13 protein-coding genes are annotated in these 24,788 nt (G+C 39.1%); 5 read left to right on the top strand and 8 right to left on the bottom strand.

Annotated elements, in window-relative coordinates; translation table 11 throughout:
* Positions 1–124: 124 nt before the first annotated feature.
* From uvrA to KJ849_03590, 8 genes are all read right to left on the bottom strand, one after another.
* The gene (uvrA, locus tag KJ849_03625) at positions 125–2,968 is read right to left on the bottom strand and encodes an excinuclease ABC subunit UvrA (GenBank protein MBU2599650.1); all 2,844 of its coding nucleotides are present in this window, start codon (positions 2,966–2,968) and stop codon (positions 125–127) included.
* A 190-nt stretch (positions 2,969–3,158) separates the two neighbouring features.
* On the bottom strand, positions 3,159–5,849 hold the full coding sequence (locus KJ849_03620; protein ID MBU2599649.1) for a UPF0182 family protein: 2,691 nt from the start codon (positions 5,847–5,849) through the stop codon (positions 3,159–3,161).
* A 174-nt stretch (positions 5,850–6,023) separates the two neighbouring features.
* A complete protein-coding gene (locus KJ849_03615) occupies positions 6,024–7,523 on the bottom strand; it encodes a hypothetical protein (protein MBU2599648.1) in 1,500 nt (499 codons plus the stop codon).
* Positions 7,524–7,557: 34 nt separating this feature from the next.
* Positions 7,558–8,217 carry a fructose-6-phosphate aldolase gene (gene fsa / locus KJ849_03610; protein MBU2599647.1) on the bottom strand — a complete coding sequence of 220 codons (660 nt, stop codon included), beginning with the start codon at positions 8,215–8,217 and terminating at the stop codon, positions 7,558–7,560.
* A gap of 155 nt (positions 8,218–8,372) precedes the next feature.
* On the bottom strand, positions 8,373–9,749 hold the full coding sequence (gene mnmE / locus KJ849_03605; GenBank protein MBU2599646.1) for a tRNA uridine-5-carboxymethylaminomethyl(34) synthesis GTPase MnmE: 1,377 nt from the start codon (positions 9,747–9,749) through the stop codon (positions 8,373–8,375).
* Positions 9,750–9,769: 20 nt separating this feature from the next.
* Positions 9,770–10,831, bottom strand: coding sequence for an ABC transporter permease (locus KJ849_03600; GenBank protein MBU2599645.1), 1,062 nt, complete (start codon positions 10,829–10,831; stop codon positions 9,770–9,772).
* A 1-nt stretch (position 10,832) separates the two neighbouring features.
* On the bottom strand, positions 10,833–11,798 hold the full coding sequence (locus KJ849_03595; protein MBU2599644.1) for an ABC transporter permease: 966 nt from the start codon (positions 11,796–11,798) through the stop codon (positions 10,833–10,835).
* Between the two features lies 1 nt (position 11,799).
* Positions 11,800–13,563, bottom strand: a complete 1,764-nt coding sequence (locus KJ849_03590; protein ID MBU2599643.1) for an ABC transporter substrate-binding protein — start codon at positions 13,561–13,563, stop codon at positions 11,800–11,802.
* A gap of 706 nt (positions 13,564–14,269) precedes the next feature.
* Here KJ849_03590 and KJ849_03585 point away from each other — a divergent pair.
* From KJ849_03585 to KJ849_03565, 5 genes are all read left to right on the top strand, one after another.
* Entirely contained in the window at positions 14,270–15,388 is a 1,119-nt protein-coding gene (locus KJ849_03585) for an energy-coupling factor ABC transporter permease (protein ID MBU2599642.1), read from the top strand.
* A 123-nt stretch (positions 15,389–15,511) separates the two neighbouring features.
* Complete coding sequence (locus KJ849_03580; GenBank protein MBU2599641.1) at positions 15,512–17,752, top strand: TonB-dependent receptor; 2,241 nt, start codon at positions 15,512–15,514, stop codon at positions 17,750–17,752.
* Between the two features lie 167 nt (positions 17,753–17,919).
* Entirely contained in the window at positions 17,920–21,882 is a 3,963-nt protein-coding gene (cobN, locus tag KJ849_03575; GenBank protein ID MBU2599640.1) for a cobaltochelatase subunit CobN, read from the top strand.
* A 6-nt stretch (positions 21,883–21,888) separates the two neighbouring features.
* Positions 21,889–23,856, top strand: coding sequence for a putative cobaltochelatase (locus KJ849_03570; GenBank protein ID MBU2599639.1), 1,968 nt, complete (start codon positions 21,889–21,891; stop codon positions 23,854–23,856).
* A gap of 2 nt (positions 23,857–23,858) precedes the next feature.
* A complete protein-coding gene (locus KJ849_03565) occupies positions 23,859–24,779 on the top strand; it encodes an ABC transporter substrate-binding protein (GenBank protein MBU2599638.1) in 921 nt (306 codons plus the stop codon).
* Positions 24,780–24,788 lie beyond the last annotated feature (9 nt).

Genomic DNA, 24,788 nt, shown 5'->3' with positions numbered 1-24,788 from the left:
CACCTTTCTTTAACTAAGAGACTAAGTTAAGGCAAAGGTGCTATTTAAGCTTAAATTCTAAGCAAACTCAAAAGCTATTTTTGACAAGAGCAAATTAACTTAACTCCCAACAAGATCGCCCTGGCTAACGTTCGGAACTATCTTCCATCGAGACATTTAAAATTTCTTTTAAATATTGCCCGGTATACGAGTTACTATTTTTACATACTTCTTCAGGTGACCCCTCAGCTACAATTTCACCCCCTTTTTCTCCGCCTTCCGGGCCTAAATCAATAATATAGTCGGCTGTCTTAATGACATCTAAATTGTGTTCTATCACTACAATCGTATTACCTTTATCTCTTAATCTCAAGAGGACATTGAGGAGATTTTGAATATCAGCAAAATGAAGACCTGTTGTAGGCTCATCTAACAGATATAGAGTTTTACCGGTAGAACTCCTTGAAAGTTCGGTAGAGAGCTTCACTCTTTGGGCTTCTCCTCCTGATAAAGTAGTCGCTGATTGACCAAGTCTGATATAATTTAATCCTACCTCTTTTAAAGAAGCAAGTTTTCTTTTAATTTGAGAAATATTCTTAAAAAATTCTAAAGCTTCTTGAACAGACATATTTAAGATATCAGAGATATTCTTTCCTTTATAAAAAACTTCCAAAGTTTCGTTATTATACCTCTTTCCTTTGCATACATCGCAAGGAACATAGACATCTGGTAAAAAATTCATCTCAATCTTGATAATTCCATCTCCTTGACAAGCTTCGCATCGACCACCTCTAACATTAAAACTAAATCTTCCGGGATTATATCCTCTTACCTTGGATTCAGGAAGATTAGAAAAGAATTCTCGAATGTAAGTAAAGACTCCTGTATAAGTAGCTGGGTTAGAACGAGGAGTCCTTCCAATAGGAGCTTGACTAATATCTATAACCTTGTCAATCTGCGAAAGTCCTTTAATCTGATCATACTTTCCGGGCTTGACTAAAGTTTTGTAAAAATTCCTCTGCAAGATAGGAAACAAGGTCTCTTCAATTAAAGTACTCTTTCCAGAACCAGAAACTCCCGTAATGCAAACAAATAATCCCAATGAAATCTTGACATTTATGGACTTGAGATTATTTTCTCTAGCCCCTATTAATTCAATAAGATAACCTTCCTCAGGTTTCTTTCTCTTGGAAGGAATAGGAATCTTTAAATCCCCCCTTAAGTAACTTCCAGTAAGAGAATCTTTATTATCCATGATCTCCTTTAAGCTTCCAGAAGCTATTAAGTATCCTCCGGCTTCACCTGCTCCTGGTCCTAAATCTAAAATAAAATCGGCGGTTTTAATGGTGATCTCATCATGTTCCACAATAATTAAGGTATTTCCTAAGTCTCGTAAAGAGATTAAAGTATCGATAAGTCTCCTATTATCTCTTTGGTGAAGCCCAATGCTTGGTTCATCCAAGACATAAAGAACTCCTACTAAACCAGAACCTACCTGAGTGGCTAATCGAATCCGTTGAGATTCGCCACCAGAAAGAGTAGTCGCTTGACGATCCAAGGTTAAGTAACTTAAGCCTACATTAATTATAAAATTTAACCGTGAAAGGATCTCTTTTAAGATTTGTTGAGCAATTAGCTTATCTTTTTCTTCCAGAGGTAAGTTAGTAAAAAAATGATTAGCTTCTTCGATCGACATCTTAGTAATCTCACAAATAGATAGTCCATTTATCTTCACCGCCAAACTTTCTTTTTTAAGCCTTGTTCCTTGACATACATCGCACGGATAATTTCCTATGAATCTTGAAATCTCTTCTCTGTTATATTCAGACTTGGTCTCTTTATACCTTCTCTTTAAATTACTAATAACTCCTTCAAAGGGCTTTTTGAACTTATGATATCCGTCATGAACCTGAAAAGAAAAGTCAACCATTTCTTTGGCTGACCCATAAAGGATTACTTCTTGAACTCTTTCAGAAATAGACTTAAAGGGAGCATAGAGATCAAAATTATAGTGTTTAGATAGGCATTTAAGCATCTCCCAATTTCCAGAAGAAGGATACCCCCAAGGCTTAATAGCTCCTTCGTAGATAGATTTATTCTTGTCAGGAATAACTAAGTCTGGGTCAATCTCCATCTTAGAACCTAAGCCATTACAATTAGGACAAGCCCCGTAAGGGCTGTTAAAAGAAAACATGCGAGGAGAAAGTTCTTCAAGGTTAATACCACAATTAAGACAAGCAAATTTTTCTGAAAATACTAACTCTTCCTCTTTATTTAACCAGATCTTTACTACTCCTTGTCCTAATTTTGCCGCTATTTCAATGGAATCAGCTAAGCGATGTCCTAAGTCTTCTTTAACTATTAATCTATCTACCACTACTTCTAAATTATGTTTTTTATTCTTATCAATAACTATCTCCTCGTCTAAATCGTAGACCTCTTGATCTAATCTAACCCTGACAAAGCCCTTTTTTTTGATATCTTCCAGTAATTGCCTAAACTCTCCCTTTTTTCCTTTAACTATGGGAGCTAAGATTTGAATTTTACTCCCAAGAGGAAGTTTTCTCACTTTTTCTATAATTTCTTGAGTAGTTTGCTTGGTAATTAAAGTAGAACAATGATAGCAGTACACTTTGCCGAGACGAGCAAAAAGCAGCCTAAGATAATCGTAGATCTCTGTTATGGTGGCCACTGTGGAACGAGGATTCTTACTGGTTCCTTTTTGTTCAATAGCAATAGCCGGAGATAATCCTTCGATGTAATCAACGTGAGGTTTTTCTATTTGGTTTAAAAATTGGCGGGCGTAAGTAGATAAAGATTCTAAGTAACGTCTTTGGCTTTCGGCATAAATGGTATCAAAAGCCAAAGAAGATTTGCCGGAACCTGAAAGTCCAGTAATGACTACTAATTTATGCCGAGGAATTTCTAGATCTATATTCTTTAAATTATGTTCCTTAGCTCCTTTAATAATGATTTTATCTAAAGACACAAGTTAGTCCTCGCTACATTTGAAGCTACATTTGAAGCTATTTTCCATAGAGACTTCACCTTTATGGCCATCAGGAATGCTTGGACTTCTTCGCCTTTCCTGGCTCTCACCCCAACGAAAGAGAAACTGTTTTTCCCTCTTCGTGGCAACCCCTACCCTATGATTTTTTTCAAATTCCTATCCAATAAAGTTACTTTTCTTCTAACTTTTCTAAAACTCTCTTTAGTTCTTTAAGTTGTTGACCATATTCAGCCCAATTTCCCACTCGCATAAAAGAGTCAGCTTTATTAAAATAATCTATGGCTTGACGAATAAGCTCTTTAGTAGAGACAAGGGCTTCTTCCTTTTGACCTTTTTTTGGAGTAGTTATCTCTATTTCACTCCCGAAAAGTTTTTTTAAGGAAAGATCTAAATTTTCTTCCATCACAATCTTATTACCAAAAGCTACAATCACTCGCTTTAATTCTGGAATCTGGCCATTTTCTGCAGCTAAATAAAGGGGCTGGACATAGAGTAATGACTTTTCAATAGGAATAACTAAGAGACTACCTCGAATAACTTGAGAACCTTTTTGGTTCCAAAGAGAAAGTTGCTTAGAGATTTCAGCATCTTGATTAATTCTTGCCTCAATTTGAGAAGGACCATAAACTAACTTCTTTTTAGGAAAATCATAGACTAATAACTTACCATAGTTAGGCTGGTCACACCTTGCCGCCATCCAAGCAATCATATTATCTTTCTTAGCTGGGGTAAAAGGAATCATTAAGATAAACTCTTCTTTTTTTTGACCCTCTAACTTCATAATAGTGTAATAAGGTTGCATTTCTTGTTCTGTTCCTTCGATCATCTTTTTAGGAATAGTCCAAAGGTCTTCTTTATTGTAAAAGACTTGCGGATCGTTCATATGATAAGCACCATACATCTTTGCTTGCAAAGCTAACAAAGTTCCTGGATACCTGATATGTTTTCTTAAGTCATCACTCAACCTTTCTAAAGGAAGAAAGACCTCGGGAAATATTTTAGAATAGCTTTGAACAATGGGGTCATTTTGATCGCTAACATAAAACTTCATCTGGCCATGATAAGCATCTACCACCACTTTAACTGAATTTCGAATATAATTTCCTAATGGTAGAGTAGGCTCTGAGTAAGGATACATATTACTAGTAGTATAACCATCGCAAATCCAGTATAGCTTTCCTTCTGAGACCACTAAATAAGGATCAGCATCATAAGTAATAAAAGGGGTAACTTTTTCTATCCTCTCTTTAATTTGGCGATAAAACATAATCTTACTTTGGTTGGTTATTTCAGTAGAAAAGAAAATCTTTAGCTCTTTAAACTTTAAGGCCAAAAGAATCTTACGCCAGATAGATTTTACAGGTAATCCACCTTGACCTTGATAAGTAGTATAGATATTCTTATCCCCAGCTGGATAGTCAAACTCTTTACACTTAGTCTTAACAAAGCAGTAATCATTAGCAATCTCGCCATAGTAAATTTCAGGTTGTTTAAGAACCAGATCAGTAATGGAAACCGGTGGAATATCTTTGATCATAAACTCAGGTAATCCCTCAGGTGAAATTCGGTTTACTGGTCCTAAGCAGATACCATAACCATGAGTGTAAGTAAGGTGTTCATTAATCCAGACCTTGCTTGGCAGATGTTCAGAAGATAACTCTCTTGGGGAAAGCATTACTTGACGATACTCACCATCAATCAGATAACGATCATTATCTACATCCACAAAATTATAATAGGTTCTAATTTCCTGCAATTGACTATAAGTATTAAGCAAGGGGCCATGATCCCAAAGTCGAATATTTCTAACTGTTAAGTCATTCTTCTTGATATCTTCTCGCCCAAGGTCTTCTTCCACAGAAAAATCATTAACTTGGACTTTATCTAAATTATAAGCAGCTTGAGTAAATTTAATACTACGTTTAATGTATTCTTTTTCCATAGTAATCTCGTTAGGTGCTACTTGAAACTTTTGTATAACCATAGGGAAGATACCAAGGCCAATAATACTCACCGCTATAGTGGCTAAAGCTACTATCAGAGTCCATTTAAATTTATGAATAAAGAGATTAAGAAAAAAGAGAAGAGCAGTCAGGAGACACATTACCGAGAGAATCTTTAAAACAGGAAAGCAAGCATGGACATCTACATAACCTGCTCCAAATACTATTCCTCGAGTGGAATAAAGTAATTGATAGCTCTTGAGCCAACATCCAACAGCCAGAAGGCTACAAAGTAAAAAAGCCAAACCAGAGAAATGTTTCTTTACTTTTGGAATTAAAGAAATACCCCTTTCAGTAAGGCAAATAGCTTCTTGAAAGAGATAAATTCCCCCGGTCACTAAAGAAGTTAAGATCAAGAAAAAGAGGGAAGTATAATAAAGGTAGCTTAAAAAAGGAAGCTTAAAGACATAAAAACTAATATCTTTTAAAAACAAAGGATCGGTAATACCAAAAGAAGATGGATAAAAAAACTTAAGATAGCTATCCCATTTACCTACGGCAGCACTTCCAGCTAAAAAAGCAAAGAACAAGCTGCCAATTAATAAGATCAAGCTTAGATAAGGCTTGATTAACTCTTGGTGAGGAATTTCAAAAAGATTTCTTCCTGTCCGTAAAGCTTTTAAAGAAGATGGTCGTTGAGCTAACCAAAAATTAAACCATAAAAAGACAAAAAAAGTAAAGCCTATACCTATCCCTAAGCCCACTTTATTAAAAAGAATCTTTAAAAAGACTCGTTCAAAACCAACCTCCTCAAACCAAAGCCAGTCAAGATACAGATTTAAGATCCTTCCTAAAAGAGGCAAGGCAAAGATAGTGATGATAAATAAAATAATTCCCCATTTCTTTAATTTACTCATAATTTCCTCCTCATTATCTCTTAGCTAATATAGTAGTTAATTAACGAAAATCGGACATAGGAAATAATATCGAGCAATAAAAGATAAACTTGTTTGCTCTCAAATTAATTTGCTCTAAGTCAAATTTTCATTAATAAGCGCTATAATAAATAGGTAATCAATGATCAGTTACTTTCATAATTTTTTAGCCACCACAATGGTCCCGACTTTTAGATCTTGCTTATAATCCGACTTTATTTCTAAATAAACCACGTATATACCAATAGGCACAAATTTGTTTTCCTTATTCCTTCCATCCCATAAATAAGTGTAATCTTTAGCTAAAAAAGACTCACTTTTTAAAATCTCCTTAATCATTACTCCTTCTACATTATATATCCTAAGAGAGACCAAAGCTTTTTGAGAAAGAGTAAAGAAAATCTTAGCTTCTTTCTTTAAAGGATAAGCTTCATCTATAAAGAAAGGGTTATTTTCTATCTTAAAATTAGAGATAAAGCTATTCTTGTCAACTTGGTTTGTCTTTCCTATCGTAGGATCAAAAGACCATGACCAATTATCTTTAAAGTTTTGACCAACCTGCTCCCTCGAAAGAGAGTAATCTGCTTTACCATTCCAGTAAACAAAATCCCCTTCTTTTAAAAATTCAATATTTTCTACTGGCCACTTTCCCTTTTTTGCCACTCTAATGGCTGCTTCTCGTTGGTCTTTACTTAATACTCCATCGTAATTTGAGTAAATTAAAGCATCAATAATATTACCTAAGCCGTCTTCTAATGTAATGACACTATCAGTATTGGTAATTCCTGGAGAAGGAGAATAAAATTCCCAGAGATTATCTTGATTTAGATCAAACTCTTTTTCATCATGGAGAAGAGAATTTAATCTTACTACTAAGAAGCTATCTTGTTTAAAACTTAAATTAGAGATTATCTTAATAATCTTATCTTTTTCTTTTAAGACTAAATAGTCTAAAAGTAAATCTTTACGGGCATTATTATAAATTTCAATCCAATCTTGCTCTTGGTTAGGAGAAACTTCATTAAGTAAGATACTTTCTTCTATCTTAGCTGGATTTAGTTTTCCTGGAGTAATGATATCACATAAAAACCAATCATTCTTACTATTACTATCTTCTAATTTATTACTTCTTCCTATAGAAGAGTTAACTGACAGTTTTGAACTATCAAAAGAACTTTCTTCCAACAAATTTCCGCTCCATTGGGAAGAAGTAATAGCTTTTTGATACCAAGTAGTATCAGCTGTATATTTCCCATCTTGATTAGCATAAGAGAGAAAATCTACTAAGACATCCTTTGGGGTGGTAAGAAAGATAATATTATCAGTAGCCGTTAAATTAGCTTCCTGGCTATAAAAATCTAAACAACCATTTTGATTAGAATCATTTAGTAAAGTTTCGTTAGCAGCCTTGGGAAGATTTTGGTCTCCGTTTACATGGATTAGTAAAATAGTTGAAGATGGTATTTGAAGAGGAGAAAGAAATGTTAAAATTACCTTGTCTCTTTCCCATAATTTATATTGACCTAAATTTATTCCCTCTAAAACAAAAAGCTCAATAAAGTCTCCTGAATCTATTTGAGAACTATTTTTAACTTGACAAGGAGCTACTTCACTCAGTAATAGCTGAGAATTAGCTTCTCCTCTGTAATTAGCCAAGATAAATATTACTCCAAAAACAAGAGAGAAGACTTTAAGTAGAATCACTTTTTTTAGGAATCTTTTCATAATCAGCTAAAAATCTCTTAATACCTAGATCAGTTAAAGGATGCTTGACCATTAATTCTAAGATATTAAAAGGAATAGTAGCAATATGAGAGCCAGCTAAAGCTGCTTCTACCACATGAAGAGGATGCCTGATGCTGGCTGTAATTACCTCTGTTAGAAAGCCGTAATTATCATAAATATTTAAGATATCTCTAACCAAGTCCATTCCTATATGGGTATAATCATCTAATCGACCAATAAAAGGACTAACAAAAGTTGCTCCAGCTTTAGCGGCTAAAAGGGCTTGATTGGCTGAAAATATTAAGGTTACATTAGTCTTAATTTCTTCTTGGGAAAGAGTCTTTACGGCTTTTAATCCTTCTAGACACATCGGAATCTTAATATTTATATTCTTATGGATCTTAGCTAACTCTCTTGCTTCTTTAACCATTCCTTCGCCATCCAGACTAATAACTTCTGCACTGACAGGGCCATCTACGATTTGAGATATCTCTATAATTACCTCTTTAAAATCTCTTCCTTCTTTGGCAATCAAAGTAGGATTAGTAGTTACTCCATCGATTATTCCCCAGCTATTAACTTCTCGGATATGGTCCACATTAGCCGTATCAATAAATATCTTCACTTTTTACCTCCATTTTTATTAAGTGTTATATCATATCGCTTTAGGTCATATTGCCACTTGTTCCTTCTTTATCTCTTACTCTTACAAATACCTTAAGGATTGTCAAGAAATTTCTTGCTTTTGTAATTATAACAAGACAGTGTTTCTTTTTTTATTTACTTGCCAATACAAAAATTAGAAAATATCTCATTTAAGATATCATCGCTTACTGTTTCCCCTACTATTACGCCCAAAGAATCTAAAGCTTCTTTTAAATCAATATTTACCAATTCAAAAGGTAAACTTTTGTTTAAAGCCTGAATAGCTTTTTTTAAAAATTTAAAAGATTCTTGAAGAGCTTGAAAATGTCGAATGTTAGTGATGTAAAGTCCATCTTTAGGAAAAATTTTACCCTTTAAGAATATTTCTTTAATCTTACTCTTTAGATCTTCCATCCCTGATTTTTTAATTATCGAAGTCTTGACTAAATGTTTTTGGTCTTCAATCTCTAATTCTTCAATCTTTAATTTAGAAGGTAAGTCGATCTTATTGATTACCCAGATCTTTTCTTTATCTTTAGTCTGGTTAATTATTTCTATGTCTTCTTTGGAGAGAAAATTTGAAGAATCTAAAACTAAAAGGACTAAGTCGGCAATTTCTATGGAATTTTTAGTTCTCTTTAATCCTTCTTTTTCTATTTGACAATTTGTATCCCTAATTCCTGCCGTATCAATGAGCTGCAAAGGCAAGCCATTTAAATTAATAGTTTCTTCTATGGTATCCCTTGTCGTACCAGGAAATGGTGTTACAATAGCTCTCTCTTCTCCTAATAGTTCATTTAATAAACTTGATTTTCCTACATTGGGCTTGCCAATAATCGCTACTTTTAAGCCCTCTTTATAAATCTTTCCTGTCTTAAAGGTTCTTAGTAATTTATCTAATCTTTCTTTTATTAAAAGAGCTTCTTTAATTAACTCTTGATGACTAAATTCTTCTATATCTTCCTCACTAAAATCTACTTGAAGTTCTATCTTGGCCGATAATTGAATTAAGAGACTTTGAATTTCAGCTACTCTTTCTTTCAGCCCTCCTTGAAGTTGAGTCATAGCTATCTTTAAGCTTTCTTCAGTCTTAGCTCTGATCACATCAATAACTGCCTCAGCTTGAGTTAAATCTATTCGTCCATTTAAAAAAGCTCTTTTGGTAAATTCACCTGGTTGGGCTAAACGGGCGCCATTTTCTAAGACTACATTTAATACTTCCCTTAAAGGCATTATGCCTCCATGAACATTAATTTCTAAAATATCTTCTTTGGTATAAGTTTTTGGAGCTTTCATATAACTGACTAAGACCAGATCTATCGTCTTGTTATTGGCGGGATTAATTATCTTTCCATAGCGCATTTGGTGGGGTTTAAAATCTAAAGATCCTTGATGAGAAATAAATATCTTTTTGAGAATACCAAGAACATTATCACCACTTACTCGAATAATGCCAATACCTCCTTCTCCTAAAGGGGTAGAAATAGCAGCCATAGTTTCATTATCTAACATCTTCTTCATTTCTTCTTAAGTTATCTGTTGCTTTTAGGATCCAAGGCATCTCTTAGTCCGTCTCCAAAAAAGTTAAAAGCTAAGACCGTAATAAAGATTAAAAACCCAGGCCATAATAACCAAGGATACTCGCCCCAAAGAGCTATATTTTGAGCTTCTCTTAACATTAATCCCCAACTAGAACAAGGTTCTTGAATGCCAACATTTAGATAGCTTAAGATAGTTTCTCCTAAGATATAACCAGGAATAGCTAAAGTAGCTGAAACAATAATATAGCTAAAAATATTAGGAAGAATATGTCTGAAAATAATACGTAGATCGCTCAGACCACAAGCCTTAGCAGCAATTACAAATTCTTGTTCTCGTAATGACAAGACTTGCCCTCGAATTACTCTTGCTCTCCCAGGCCAATAGACAAAGGCTAAAACTATTACTGTTAAAAGATACATGTAGTTGGAAGGAACGGTAGGAGGCACCGTGGCTCGTAAAGCCATAATTAAGTAAAGCCCAGGAAAGCACATTAAGAGCTCACATAGTCGCATCAGTAAAGTATCGACTATTCCTCCATAATATCCTGAGATGCCTCCAAAGATCATACCCAAGGCTACCGTAATAGAGATTCCTATAAGGCCAATAGAAAGGGAGATTTGAGAACCATAAAGAAGTCTGGTTAAGATATCTCTGCCAAAACGATCAGCACCTAAGAGATATATTCGATAAGGTTCTTCCACGCCAAATAAGTGAAGGCAGCAAGGAATAATTCCAAATAATTTATAAACATCTCCTTTGTAGAAAAATTTAAGATATATTTTTTGGCTATGTTCTTCTTCGTACTTTCTTTGGCCTTGGCAACTAACTAATTTCGTAGGATAAAGGTAAGGAAGAAAAAGAGTCTCTCGGTCAAAGAAGTAAATCTTAGTAGGAGGATGGAAGTATAAATCAGTTCTAATGTTGTTTATTCCATAAGGAGCAATAAAACCTGCCCAGATAGAACTTAAGTATAAGATTAGGAGAATAATTCCTCCCATCAGGGCCATCTTACTCTTCTTAAGATACCACCAAAGACTTGTCTTCCTATCCATCTTATTCTAACCTTATTCTCGGGTCAACCATAGAAAGCATAATATCAGCTATTAAGTTACCTATGATTAAAAGAAGTGAAGATATCAAAAGAGAACCCATTACTAAGTATAAGTCTTGGCTAAATAAGGATTCCATAATTAACCTTCCTAATCCTGGCCAGGACATGATATTTTCCACAATAAAAGCCCCACTTAGTAAACCAGCTATTTCAAATCCCAAAAGAGTAATCAATGGATTAATAGCATTTCTTGCTCCATGCTTTAAGATAACTGAGGACTTGCTCAATCCCTTAGCGTAAGCAGTGGTAATATACTCTGATTTAAGAATATCTAACATTTGACTACGCATGTAACGAGTAAGATACGCGATAGAAAAGACACCTAAGGCTATGGTAGGTAAGATTAAATGGTGGAGTAAATCTAAGACTTTGTCTCCCCAAGATAAGTATTCATAATCAACGCTAGTCATTCCCCCTAAAGGAAACCATCCAGTTTTAAGAGCTAAAAATAACATGGCCAAAGAAAGTAAAATTTCTGAGATAGATTGACCTAAAAAAGAGAAAAAGGAGATAATCTTATCAATCAGAGAAGAGTAATAAGCAGCACATAAGATACCCATAGGAATAGCTAATGACCAGGAAAAGAGTAAGGCGCTAAAAGAGAGGATAAAGGTATTAAAGAGTCTTTGCAAGATTAAGCTAGAAACTGAAGTTTGGTAAGTAAACGATGTTCCAAAATCTAAATGCAAGATAGCCCAAAGCCATTTTAGATATTGAATAAACCAAGGTTGATCCAATCCAAATTTTATCTTCATAGCTTCAATCTTTTCTGGAGAGATTTGAGGATTCATCTTAAGCGTGGAAAGATAATCTCCTGGAGCAAGGTGAATTAATAAGAAGGAAATAAAGGTTATCCCTATTAAGAGAGGAATAGCGTGAAGTAAGCGGCGAAGAATATAAGTATACACTTCAATCCTTAAAATATAGTTCTTCTTGATTCCATAATAAGCAATGCTCTAAAACGGTAGGTTTTAAATTGCCAATCTTGTTCTTAGCCGCTACATAAGTAACCCTGCTGGGAAGATACAACATCGGACAATTTTCCATGACTATCTCTTGAACTTCGTGGTAGATCTTTCTTCGCTTGTGATAGTCTAAAGTAGTTAATTGTTCATCCATAAGTTTATCTATTTCTGCTTCCCAAAAAGTAGCTGGTTTTTTTTGTTTGGGATACCAGAGATGAGTAAAACCTGAAGATTTCAAAATATTCATCTGAGAAACAGGATCGATATCTCCTCCTCCTAAGCCTAAAAGGCAAGCTTCATAGTCAAAGGTATCATCAATCTTTGAGACCAAAGTGTTAAAGTTAACAGGATTTACATGCATAGTAATGCCTAACTTTTGATAGTCATTCTTAATTAAATTAGCCATAGTAATTCGAACATCATTTTCGCTATTAGTAAAAAGGGTAAATTCTACTTTATTTCCTTCTTGATCATAAAGAAGATGGTCTTTCTTAATAAAACCTTCTTTAACTAAAAGTTGTTCGGCTTTCTTTAAATTAAAGGGATACTTTTTAATATTAGGATTATACCACATCTTAACGCTTGGTGAATCTATCCCCCATCTTGGGTAACCCATACCTAAAAAAATGGTGTTAATGATACTCTCTTGGTCAATAGCGTAAGATAAGGCTTGACGAAAGGCGGCCTTAGTAAACCATTTAAACTTAATAGGGTTTACATAAAATTTACCTGTTTTAGGATTTTTATTGGGGCAAAGATTAAACCAAAGAAAATTTGAACCAAAACCATAGCCAATCTTATAAACTTTATAATTACCTTTTTTTTCATTATTTTTTATAACTAGATAGTCTTCCGCTCGAATGGAAGTAAGCAGATCACTTTCCTCTGCTTGAAATTTTAAAGACATGGTATTGAAGTCTGGAACGATAATAAAGATAATTCGATCTAAATAAGGAAGACGTTGTCCTTTTTTGTCAATTTTGAAATAGTATGGATTTTTAATTAAGACTACTTTTTGAGCAGGAAGAAATTTTTCTAACTTAAAAGGTCCTATCCAGGCCATATTTTCTGGAGGAGTGTTAATATGATAAGTAGATTCAAACTTGCCTTCCCAGTATGCTTTTTCAAACTTATGCTTAGGAATAATAGGAAAAGACATAACCCGTAAGAAAGGAGCGTAGATAGTAGGAGTGGTAATCCTAACGGTGTAAGGATCAATCTTTTCTACTTTAAACTTTTGGTTATGGACAATAAGTAAGTCAGCTGTAGCCGGGTGAATTTTAAAGTCATAAATGACTTTAAAAGTAAAGACGACATCGTCAGCTGTAAATGGATAACCATCTGACCAGCAAATACCTTTTCTTAAGTAAAAGGTCCAAGTCTTATTATCTTTAGCTACTTTCCATGATTTAGCTAATCCATGGTTAGTTACTTCTTGAGATTGGTTATTGATACTGGTTAAACCTTCGCACATTCTTCCTATGATTTCGCTACTTGAACTTTCATTACTCATAATAGGGTTGAAAGTCTTAGGATCGCCAGGCGAGGTAATAATTAAAGTTTGACCATATTTACCAATCTGGCAATTTGAAATTACCACATCACCAGGCAAAGGAATCTCTTTTTTAGTTCTATGTTTTTTTGCTTGGTTACAACTAAGTAAGGCTATAGAGATAATGAAGACAATAAGATAGTATTTTTTTAGCATTTGTTTATTTGACCTTAATTTTATTCTTAATTTTAATGGTTATTAACGATGATTGCAATATATTTTTAACTCCGTTATCAAAAGCAAGAAATCTCATGTTGTTATAATCTCAAACCATTAATTAAGTTGATATACTTCGTAGGGAATTTCCACCCCCTACCCCCGCCAGCGGGGGACATCCACGAAGCTATCCCCCGCTGGCGGGGACTGGAGTAATTACCTATATAATCCAGCGACCAGAGCGGGGGACATCCACGAAGCTATCCCCCGCTGGCGGGGGTAGGGGGTGGAAATACAACTATTATGTCAAATTATTTATCAGATTGCATATAATCTCCAAACCAAAAACTTTGTTGACAATCTACTAAAAGTTATGATATCTTTTAATTTAAAATTGGATAGGTAAAGGAAGTCCTTGTGAGATTCAAGGCACTGCCCCGCAACGGTAATATCACTTAGTTAGTGACAAGTCCGGTCGATTACCTAATCTTATATCTTCGCGGGAAGGAAATGAAAGGGAAATAAAACCCAATCTTCTTAGTGAAGGTTGGGTTTTTTGTTTTTGAGGAAAGAAGATAAATCTAGTTGATAGCTGAATATGTATAATTACTCAGGTAGCAAAAATACAGAATCTTGAATACCTGAGTAGTTACGAACACTTACAAAATAAAAGGAGGTAAAAATGCAAAATAAACGAAACATTAAGATGAGAGACAGATTGTTTGCAGGATTGCTCTTAACCATTGGGTTTTTATTGATTAGGAACAATGCCCATGCCATGCACATCTCAGAGGGGATACTGCCGCTCAATTGGGCAGTTTTCTGGCTTGCTATTGCCATGCCATTTGTGGCATTTGGGTTGTACAAGGTGAAGAAACTCTCAAGTGTTGACCTATCGTTCAAGCCACTCATAGGATTAATGGCCGCAGTGGTTTTCATTATCTCTTGTATGCCCATACCAGTACCGACTGCAGGCACATGTTCCCATCCGTGCGGGACAGGCATATCAGGGATATTACTTGGCCCTTATGTCAGCATACTTGTCTCAGCCGCGGCTCTTCTTATTCAAGCCCTCTTCCTTGCTCACGGTGGTTTGAGTACCTGGGGTGCGGATATTGTCTCCATGGGTGTGATGGGCTCATTTGCAGGATATTTAACCTTCAAGGGATTGAGGGCGTTAAAGGCTAACCTCTGGATTGCAGGCTTTGCGGCAGGACTGCTTGCAGATTGGGCAACATATACCACTACATCCATTGAACTTGCCTCAGGCATAAGGGGGGATTCACCATTCTTACCGCTTTTCTGGAAGATACTCATTGCCTTCATCCCAACACAGCTTCCATTGGGAATCCTTGAGGGGGCTATGACAGCAGGCATGATTGTGCTGCTTTACAAAAAGAGGCCGGATATGCTTATGAAATTGGGGGTAGTGAAAATGGAAGTCAGAATTCAGAAGTCAGAATATAGGAGTCAGAATATAGGAGACAGAAGTCAGAAGACAGAAGATGGAAGACAGAAGACAGAATACAGAAGTCAGAACATAACCACACCCTTGTTAATCCTCTTAACCCTTCTGTCCTTGTTATTTTCTACCCCTGCATTTGCAAAAGAATCTAAATGGAGCGGGGTTGATGAATCGGTTGTTGAAAAATACGCCGCAGAGCATGGCAGAGAGGCAAGGCAGCCAATTATTAATACCGATCAAGGCGACCTGCTCCTTTTTGTCTTTCTCCTTGCAGGTACGGTTGGAGGATTTATTGGTGGATACTGCTGGAGGATACTTATTGCTGAAAAACCAAATAAAGCCGGAAAGGAGCATCTGTAACAATCCCTCCGTGAATTGTAAGGACAACCCCCTGCGGTTGCCCTTACTCGAAATTTTACTTGACACAATTCACATCTTGTGCTATAATTTCTAAAATCGTAACACAAAGGAGGACGTGTAAGAATGAAAAGATTTTGGTTAAGGATGGGCTTTGGGATGAGTTTGGTTACTATCTTGTCTGGGATTGGTTTTGCAGGACAACAAGGGACAGTTGCCAGAGGTGCTGCCTCAACAGGGGTGATTGAATTAGAGGAGGTTGTGGTTACCGCAACAAAGATTGAACAGAAGATTAGTGATCTGCCTGTAAGTGCCTCAGTAATAACAAGGGATGAGATGGAGAAGAAAAGGGTTACATTTGTGGATGAGGCACTCAAGTATGAGCCAGGGGTAGTGCAGAAACGAACCAAATTTGCAGATACAAGGAGCAGGGCTACGCTTCGTGGGTTTAGCGGGGAACAGAGGACTTTGGTGCTGCTTGATGGAATGCCGCTAAATGATGCCTATAACGGTGGAACATATTTGAGCAACTTACCAATTGGAGATATAGAAAAGATAGAGGTGGTCAAGGGTCCATCTTCAAGCCTTTACGGCGGAGAGGCAATGGGTGGTGTCATAAATGTTATCACCAAAATACCTAAAAAGGAGGGCTTTGAGGTCAAAAGCTCTGCCTCTGCTTACAATACTTATCGCCACATCCTAAGCTATGGAAATAAGATCGGCAAACTATCCTTTTCCGTTAACCTTGAGAAGAAAATAAGTAAGGGAGATAGAACGGATTTGGTGACTAAATCTGTAACCCCAGGCACTTCAGCTGCTCAGGTTACGGGTTGGACAAAGACAACGGATAACAAGGGCAACACTACCTATTTGCTTGGGGATAAGGGCAAAAACTACTGGGACCAAGATCAATATGGTTTCAGGCTTTTTTATTCCCTGAACCCGGCATCCAATCTTTCCTTTTCGTATAAAGGAAACAGTCGGGAATATGGGTATCGTGACCCACAAAGTAATCTTGTGGATGGAAGCGGAAAACCTGTTGATAGTGGTAAGGTTGAGTTGCCGGGTGAAGGAACGATGACGCTTTCTCCGAAGGATTTCTTAGGCACATGGGGAGAATTGGAAGATAATACCTATGGATTGTGTTATGATACCTTGCTCGGAGAGATTGCCTTAAAAGGGCGGCTCAATTTTAGTGATTCCAATAGTTTCTATGTAAGCCCGGAAACCGGAGCAAATTATTCTGGGGGTTCAGGAAAATTGTCCAAGACCTCTCCAAGGGATACCCTTTTTGGTGAGGTGCAGCTCGACATTCCGTTAATGGAGACCAATCTCATCACCTGTGGTCTGACCTACAGGGATGATTCTGCCAGAGCTAAGGATTGGAAGGTTAGTAACTGGAAGGATGAGTCGTCCATAGGCACAGGTAATCCGACCTATGAGGTAGGAGGAAAGGCAAGAACCATTGCCTTCTATACTCAGGGTGAGGTTCAACTGATTAATGCCCTGAAACTATTCCTGGGCGCACGATACGATACATGGAAAAACTACGATGCCTCGTTGATTGATGGCACCAAATCAACGATATATGAAGATAAAGAAAAGCAGGCATTTTCTCCTAAGGTAGGTCTCCTCTACAAGCCGGAATTTGAGAAAGGATTATACAAGTTGGATGGTATTCGTGCCTCATGGGGCAAGGCATTTAGACCACCAACAATCTATGAATTGTATAGAACATGGAAATCCGGCAGTAAAACTTATGTGGGTAATCCTGAGCTTTCTTGCGAAACCACACAAAGCTGGGAGATAGGTATTGACCAGCACTTAAGTAAAATAGCTATTTCCGCAACATATTTTCAGAGTAAGATAGATGACCTTATTTATAACAAATGGGTTACCGAGACATATTCTATCCGGGAGAATGCAGGTCGTGGACAGATAGCCGGGTTTGAAATGGAGGGTAAGATGAAACTGGCTGCCGGGTTAGATGCCTTTGCTAATTATACATTGCAGGATACAGAGATTACCTCAAATCCAGCAGAACCCAAAACAGTTGGAAAGGATTTTGAGTATGTGCCTGAAAAGATGTATAATCTCGGGGTTTCTTTTCATAGAAATGCCTTAGATGCCTCTTGCACATGGCACTGGGTAAAGGAGATGTACGCTGCTTCTGATAATATCGATGTGGTAAAGGGTGTGTATGGGGCGTATGATACGGTGGACACAGTGGATGTCCGAATTGGATATGCCTTGAGGGGAAATATAGGACTGTCGCTGGCTGTGGATAATCTCCTTGACAAAGAGTATTACCAGTACTACAAGGCACCCAGGAGGACGGTTACTTTTGAGGTAAAATGTAAATATTAATTGTATCCCCTTGTGAGGGAAAACGCTTAGACTTCCGAAGTTTTGAAAACTTCGGAAGTCTGCTTGCCTTCACGGACAGAGCCTGCCCCTGTGAATGCAGGAAGACAAGGGGGATAGTATCCCTGTAACCCCAACAAGGCGGCATTATTATAGAGGGAGGTATTTTTATGCGAATAGTCGCTATTATGTGGCACAGCCATCTAAATATGCTTGTCAAGGCAAGCAAAAATGTTGCCGAATCAGTTGAGCTTAAGGCTTATTCTGCCAAAAAACTTGCTGATGAGCCGGATATTCTTGAGGCAGTGCTTGAGGAGGCAGCGAAGGCTGATGCCATTCTTCTCTATCGCTCAAGCGAGGGTTTTTGGGAGACGATTGAGGCAAAGCTACAGGAGATAGGCAAAAAGATTCCTATTGTCTGTATTGGATATGACCCGTCCTACTGGATGCTTTCTACCGTTAAACCGGAGGTTGCTGCCAAAACTTATTCCTATATAATAATTGGTGGTGAGGAAAATTTCACCAATATGCTGAAATATATTGCCCATGAGGTTGTTGGGCTTGATCTATCGGCGGCAGAGCCAAAACATGTGCCATGGGAAGGGCTGTATCACCCGGATGCCCCATCAATCTTTGGCACTATTGAGGAATACCTGAATTGGTATCATCTTCATAAATCCGCAATTCGCAATTCGCAATCCAAAATTCCTACTGTCGGTATCCTTTTTTCCCGCCACTACTGGGTAAATAACAATCTTGAGGTTGAAGATGCCCTTATTCGTGAATTAGAGGCATTGGGTTTGAATGTCATCCCGGCATTTTCGTACTCAGTCAAGAATGAAGAACAAGGCTGCAAGGGGAGCGGTGAGGTGGTTTGTGAATATTTCCTGCGTGAGGATGGAACACCACGAATTGATGCCCTTATCAAGCTCCAGAATTTCTTCATAGGTAATACACAGGGGAAAGATTTTGACGACAAGGAGGTTGCTTCCAGTGGGGTGGAGATACTAAAAAGGCTTGATGTGCCGGTGTTCTCACCCATAACCTCTTATTACAAAACCATAGATGAGTGGCAGAATGACTCCCATGGATTAGGCACCAGCGTTGGTTGGAGTATTGCTATGCCTGAGTTTGAGGGGGTAATTGAGCCTTTTATCATTGGTGGCTTAAGTGATGAAAAGGGCGGCTTGCAACAGCGGATGCCGATCGAGGAGCGGTGCCGTAAGGTTGTCCGCCGGATTGCTAACTGGGTAAAGCTTCGACAAAAGCCAGTCGCCGAGCGTAAGGTGGCTTTTATCCTGAACAACAACCCTTGTGCCTCAGTAGAAGCCACGGTAGGAGGGGGTGCTCATCTGGATACCCTGGAAAGTGTTGCCCGAATAATGCATCGCATGAAAGAGGCGGGATATGCCGTCGAGCCGCCAACTGACGGCAAGGAGCTTATCACCACGATTATGGACCGCAAGGCAATCAGTGAGTTTCGCTGGACAACTACGGATGAGATAGTCAAAAAGGGTGGTGTGCTGAAGCAGGTAACCAAAGAGGAATACGAGGAATGGTTTAATACCCTTTCACCAATGGTCAGGCAGCGGATGTGTGATGCATGGGGAAATCCACCGGGTGAGGAGGTAAATGGTGTGCCGCCGGCTATGGTTTACGATGGACGAATATTAGTTACAGGTGTAGCGTATGGGAATACGGTTGTCTGTGTTCAGCCAAAGCGTGGCTGTGCCGGGGCAAGATGCGATGGACAGGTCTGCAAAATCCTACATGATCCGGATATTCCTCCACCACATCAATATATGGCGACTTATCGTTATCTGGAATACGATTTTGGTGTAGATGCGATTGTCCATGTCGGCACACACGGCAACCTGGAATTCTTGCCCGGCAAAGGCACTGCCCTGTCTGGTGATTGCTATCCGGACATTGGGATTGGCGACATCCCGCACCTTTACATCTACAATGCGGATAACCCCCCGGAGGGCACCATTGCTAAGCGTCGCAGCTATGCCACCCTGGTTGACCACATGCAAACGGTGATGACCCAAGGCGGGCTTTATGAGGAGTTGGAGGAGCTCGGCAGGTTCTTGGGGGAGTATGAACAGTTGAAGGACATTGACCATGGACGGGCTCATGCCTTGCAGCATCTGATTATGGATGCCATCCAGAAGACCAATCTGGACAAAGAGATAAAAGTTAATTGCGAATTGCGAATTGCGAATTGCGAATTTAAAAAATTATCGCTTGCCGAATTAGGTGATTCAGAGGTTCATTCATTACCTTTTGGTGAAATAGTTCAGGCAACCCATGGTATCCTGTCTAAAATCAGAAATACCCAGATTCAGGATGGGATGCATATCTTTGGTCAGTTGCCGGAAGGTGAGAAGCGGTTAGACTTCATCAACTCCATTTTGCGATACGACACCGGTGAAAAGGTTTCGCTGCGAAAGATAGTTGCCGGGATGATGGGTATGAATCTGTCTGATATGCTGGCAGACAGCGGCAAGGTTTGTCCGCATCACCATCAAGCTTACGGGGAGTTATTAGAGGAAATTAATACCCTTTGCAGGGAATTTATCCGCAGGATGACAATCGATGAAAAAGACATGGACAGGCTCGCTAAGGATATACTTGGTGAGAGGCTGAAGAAGGTGGAATATATAGACTCGCTTGTGGTAATCAAGGAAAGGTTGGTTGATTTGAACAAGCGGATTGATGAATCTCAGGAGATTGAGTCGTTGCTGCATGGGTTTGACGGCGGCTATATCCTGCCTGGTCCATCAGGGTTGATTACCCGCGGAAGGGATGATATTCTGCCAACAGGCAGGAATTTTTATTCGCTTGACCCTCATCGGATTCCAACAAAGGCAGCCTGGCAGATAGGGCAGAAATTGGCTGATGCAGTGATTAAAAAACATAAGCAGGAAGAAGGTAAAATCCCTGAGAATGTTGCTATCTATTGGCAGTGCTCGGATATTATGTGGGCTGATGGCGAGGGCATGGCACAAATATTTTACCTCCTGGGGGTAAAGCCTCTCTGGCAGCCAAACGGTAGGGTAAAGGGATTTGATATTATTCCACTTGAGGAATTGGGCAGACCACGAATAGATGTTACTATCCGTGTTTCAGGCATTACCAGGGACAACTTCCCTAACTGTATGGAGCTTGTTGATGAGGCTATTCAGGCCGTGGCCTCCCTGCCGGAGCCGGCCCGGATGAACTTTGTGCGGAAGCATTCATTGGCTCAAATAGCAGAGGCAGGAGAGAGCGAAGAAAACAAAGATGCCTGGCGAAATGCCACCCTTCGCGTCTTTGCCTCAAAGCCCGGGACATATCAGGCAGGAACGCAACTTGCCGTCTATGCCTCAGCATGGAAGGAGGAAAAGGACTTGTCCGATGTCTTTGTTTATTGGAATGGCTATGCCTACGGTAAAGGGATATTTGGGGAGGAGAAACACAAACAATTGGCTGATAATCTGAAGAGTGTAGATATAACTTACAATAAGGTAGTCAGCGATGAGTACGATTTGTTTGGCTGCTGCGGTTACTTTGGTACACATGGAGGGATGACTGCTGCGGCAAGACATCTATCCGGTAAAGAGGTCAGGACATACTATGGTGATACCCGTGAGCCAGAGCATATTGAGGTTCGGGATATGGCAGATGAAGTCAGACGAGTTGTCCGAACAAAACTACTCAATCCAAAATGGATTGAGGGGATGAAACAACATGGCTACAAAGGGGCTGGTGATATATCCAAACGCATTGGCAGGGTTTATGGCTGGGAGGCAACTACTCAAGAGGTAGATGACTGGATATTCGATGACATTACCAGCACCTTTGTCCTGAATGAGGAGAACAAAAAATTCTTTGAGGAAAATAACCCCTGGGCATTAGAAGAAATCGGCCGCCGGCTGTTGGAAGCCCACCAGCGTGGTCTGTGGGATGCTGATCCGGATGTCTTAGCCGGACTCAAGGACGCATATCTTGAGATTGAGGGCTGGATTGAAGAAAAAATGGGCGATGTAACCGGTGACTTTCAGGGCGGCTCAATAGATATTCTGACTGCCGAGGATGTGGCTGACTGGGGGGCTAAGATGCAGGAGATTAAGGCAAAATGGGGAGGATAAAATAACATGAGTTGTTTTGCAGATACTGTCTATCCATTTACCGGATTAGTTGGTCAGGATAAGATGAAGCTGGCACTTATATTGGTAGCCATTAATCCACGGATTGGCGGTGTGCTTATCCGCGGTGAGAAGGGGACGGCTAAGTCCACTGCTGTGAGGGCATTAGCCAATCTGCTGCCAGAGATTGAGGTGGTAGAAGACTGCCCTTTTGGCTGCAGTCCAGGGGATGTGCATCTGATGTGTGAAAGCTGCCGGCAGAATAAAGATTTATTGGTTATCAAGCGGAAGATGAAGGTGGTTAATCTGCCGGTATCGGCTACCGAGGACCGGGTGGTGGGTACCCTTGATATTGAGAAGGCAATCAAGAAAGGGGAAAAACACTTTGAACCGGGTGTGTTGGCTTCGGCTAATCGGGGAATACTCTATATTGATGAGGTTAATCTGTTGGATGACCATCTGGTGGATGTTCTATTGGATTCTGCGGCTATGGGCGTAAATATAGTAGAACGGGAAGGTGTCTCGTTTTCACATCCGGCACATTTTATGCTGGTTGGTACCATGAACCCTGAGGAGGGTGAGCTAAGACCCCAGATTGTTGACCGATTTGGGTTGTGTGTGGATATTGAGGGGGTGAAGGAGACTGCTCTGCGGGTTGAGATTATCAAACGCAGGGCAAGATATGAACAGGATCCGCATTCCTTTTATCATGAATGGAAGGCAGAGGAAAAACGACTTTCAGAGACAATAGTAAAGGCAAAAGAGTTGTTGAAGAGGGTGGCTATAGCTGATGAGCTGCTGAATTTGATTGCCCAAATTGCTGTTGATATGGGTGTTGACGGGCATCGGGCAGATATTGTGATGATGAAAACAGCAGAGACATTGACTGCGTATCATTCCAGAACACAGGTGACTGAGGATGATGTGAAGGAGGCAGCAGAATTGGTACTGCCACACCGTATGCGAAGAAAGCCGTTTCAGGAACAGAAGATGGATACAGAAAAACTACAGGAAACCATGAATAAGCATAAGCAGCAACAACAACAGACAGAACAGCAGCAACAACAGGAACAGGAAAAAAAAGACCAATCGCCATCGGATGAACAGACAGAAAGACAATCCTCTGATGCCTCTACAGAGACACATTTTGAGGTAGGCGAACCATACAATGTTCAGAGGATAATCCTGCCTCAGGATCGTAATGTTCGGTCATCATCCGGCAGACGAAGCACCACCTGCACGGATTCTAAATCAGGCAGGTATGTAAGAAGCACCCTGCCTGATGGTAAATGCACTGATCTGGCTTTTGATGCTACCCTTAGGGCTGCATCACCATATCAGGCACATCGGGATAAAAATGGGGTTGCCCTGAATATAAGGCAAGAGGATATTCGCCAAAAGGTGAGAAAGAAAAAGATAGGTAATACCATCCTGTTTGTGGTTGATGCATCAGGTTCTATGGGTGCAAATCAAAGGATGGTTGAAACTAAGGGTGCCATACTTTCATTGTTGATCGATGCCTATCAAAAAAGGGATAAGGTAGGGCTGGTAGCTTTTAAGGGTAATCAGGCTGAACTTCTACTTCCACCTACATCGAGTGTAGAGATGGCAAAGGATAAGCTCAAGGAATTGCCAACCGGCGGAAAAACACCGCTTCCACAAGGATTGTTACGAGGGTATGAGGTGTTAATGCAGGAGAAGAAAAGGGATACAAATTGTTATCCCCTGCTGGTAGTTTTGACAGATGGCAGGGCAAATGCAGGAACAGACAAGACAAAATCGCCCATAGAAGAGGCAAAGGATATTGCCTTGAGGATAAAAGAGGCAGGGATAAGATCCTTAGTGATTAATACGGAAAAAGGCTTTCTTAGTCTTAGTAAGGCATTGGAGATAGCAGAGGCAATGGGTGCAAAATATTTAGAGCTTGAGGATTTGAATCGTGAACAGATTGTCGCAGGTATCAAGGGGGTACTGTAGAAATGAGGATTAATTCGATAATTTTGCTATCTATCATTAGTGTTTTTGTAAATCTTCTTCCTGTCAATGCAGAGATCATAGGCAAGGATGACTTTGGCAGGGTAATAGTTTTGGATAAAATACCAAAGCGGATTGTGGCTGTAAGTGCGACGCTTATACCTGCAATATTTGAAATGGGTGCAGGCAGCAAGATCGTTGGTGTGCCGGAAAAAATAGATTTGTCTTATACATGGGTTTGCGAAAAATATCCTCAAGTGCTTGATAAACCAAGGGTAGGAGGGTTTAGCAATATCAATATTGAGAAGATTGTTTCACTTTCCCCGGACTTGGTTATTCTCTATGACTCCCTTGAGGCACCGGGAAAATATACTCAAGGTTTTAAGAAATGGGGTATTCCCTATGCCTCGTTTGGAACTGCCCGGGATGTGTCCCATGGGATTGAGCAGATAAAAAGATTAGGGGTGCTGCTTGGCAAGAAAAAAGAGGCAGAAAATATAACTAAAAGGATACAGACAGAAAACTCTAAGCTGCAAGAGAGGGTGATGCCTCTATCATATAAGCCTCTTGTTTATTTTTGGTGGGGTTCTGGCAATCTGACTTATGGTAAACCAACGCTTGTCAACGAACTAATTGAGATGGCGGGTGGAATTAATTTAGCTGGTGATATCAATCGACAGACTCCAGAGATCTCACATGAATATATAATCAGCAAGGATCCTGATGTGATTGTTATTACCTATTGGGCAGAGAAAGACAAAAAAACCAGGATAGCCGCGATAAAAGAAAAACCATACTTTAATCAAGTAAAGGCAATAAAAAATAACCGTGTGTATGCCATAGACGGCAGCTCGGTTCATAGCGTAGTGCGGTTTCCAGAGGCATTGCGGAATTTGATTAAATTTATTCATCCAGAGCTACAATAATGTCACCCC

This window comes from bacterium (assembly GCA_018830565.1).
Classification (GTDB): Bacteria; UBA9089; JAHJRX01; order JAHJRX01; family JAHJRX01; genus JAHJRX01.
Note: the sequence above shows the minus strand (reverse complement) of the source record. Positions and strands in the feature narration are given on the sequence as shown.

Bases quoted from the DNA above. Each gene is read 5' to 3' on its own strand.
- KJ849_03570 (MBU2599639.1), top strand. From the start codon at position 21,889: ATGAGTTGTTTTGCAGATACTGTCTATCCATTTACCGGATTAGTTGGT.
- KJ849_03565 (MBU2599638.1), top strand. From the start codon at position 23,859: ATGAGGATTAATTCGATAATTTTGCTATCTATCATTAGTGTTTTTGTA.
- KJ849_03590 (MBU2599643.1), bottom strand. From the start codon at position 13,563: ATGCTAAAAAAATACTATCTTATTGTCTTCATTATCTCTATAGCCTTA.
- KJ849_03580 (MBU2599641.1), top strand. From the start codon at position 15,512: ATGAAAAGATTTTGGTTAAGGATGGGCTTTGGGATGAGTTTGGTTACT.
- cobN (MBU2599640.1), top strand. From the start codon at position 17,920: ATGCGAATAGTCGCTATTATGTGGCACAGCCATCTAAATATGCTTGTC.
- mnmE (MBU2599646.1), bottom strand. From the start codon at position 9,749: ATGTTAGATAATGAAACTATGGCTGCTATTTCTACCCCTTTAGGAGAA.
- KJ849_03600 (MBU2599645.1), bottom strand. From the start codon at position 10,831: ATGGATAGGAAGACAAGTCTTTGGTGGTATCTTAAGAAGAGTAAGATG.
- KJ849_03585 (MBU2599642.1), top strand. From the start codon at position 14,270: ATGAGAGACAGATTGTTTGCAGGATTGCTCTTAACCATTGGGTTTTTA.
- KJ849_03620 (MBU2599649.1), bottom strand. From the start codon at position 5,849: ATGAGTAAATTAAAGAAATGGGGAATTATTTTATTTATCATCACTATC.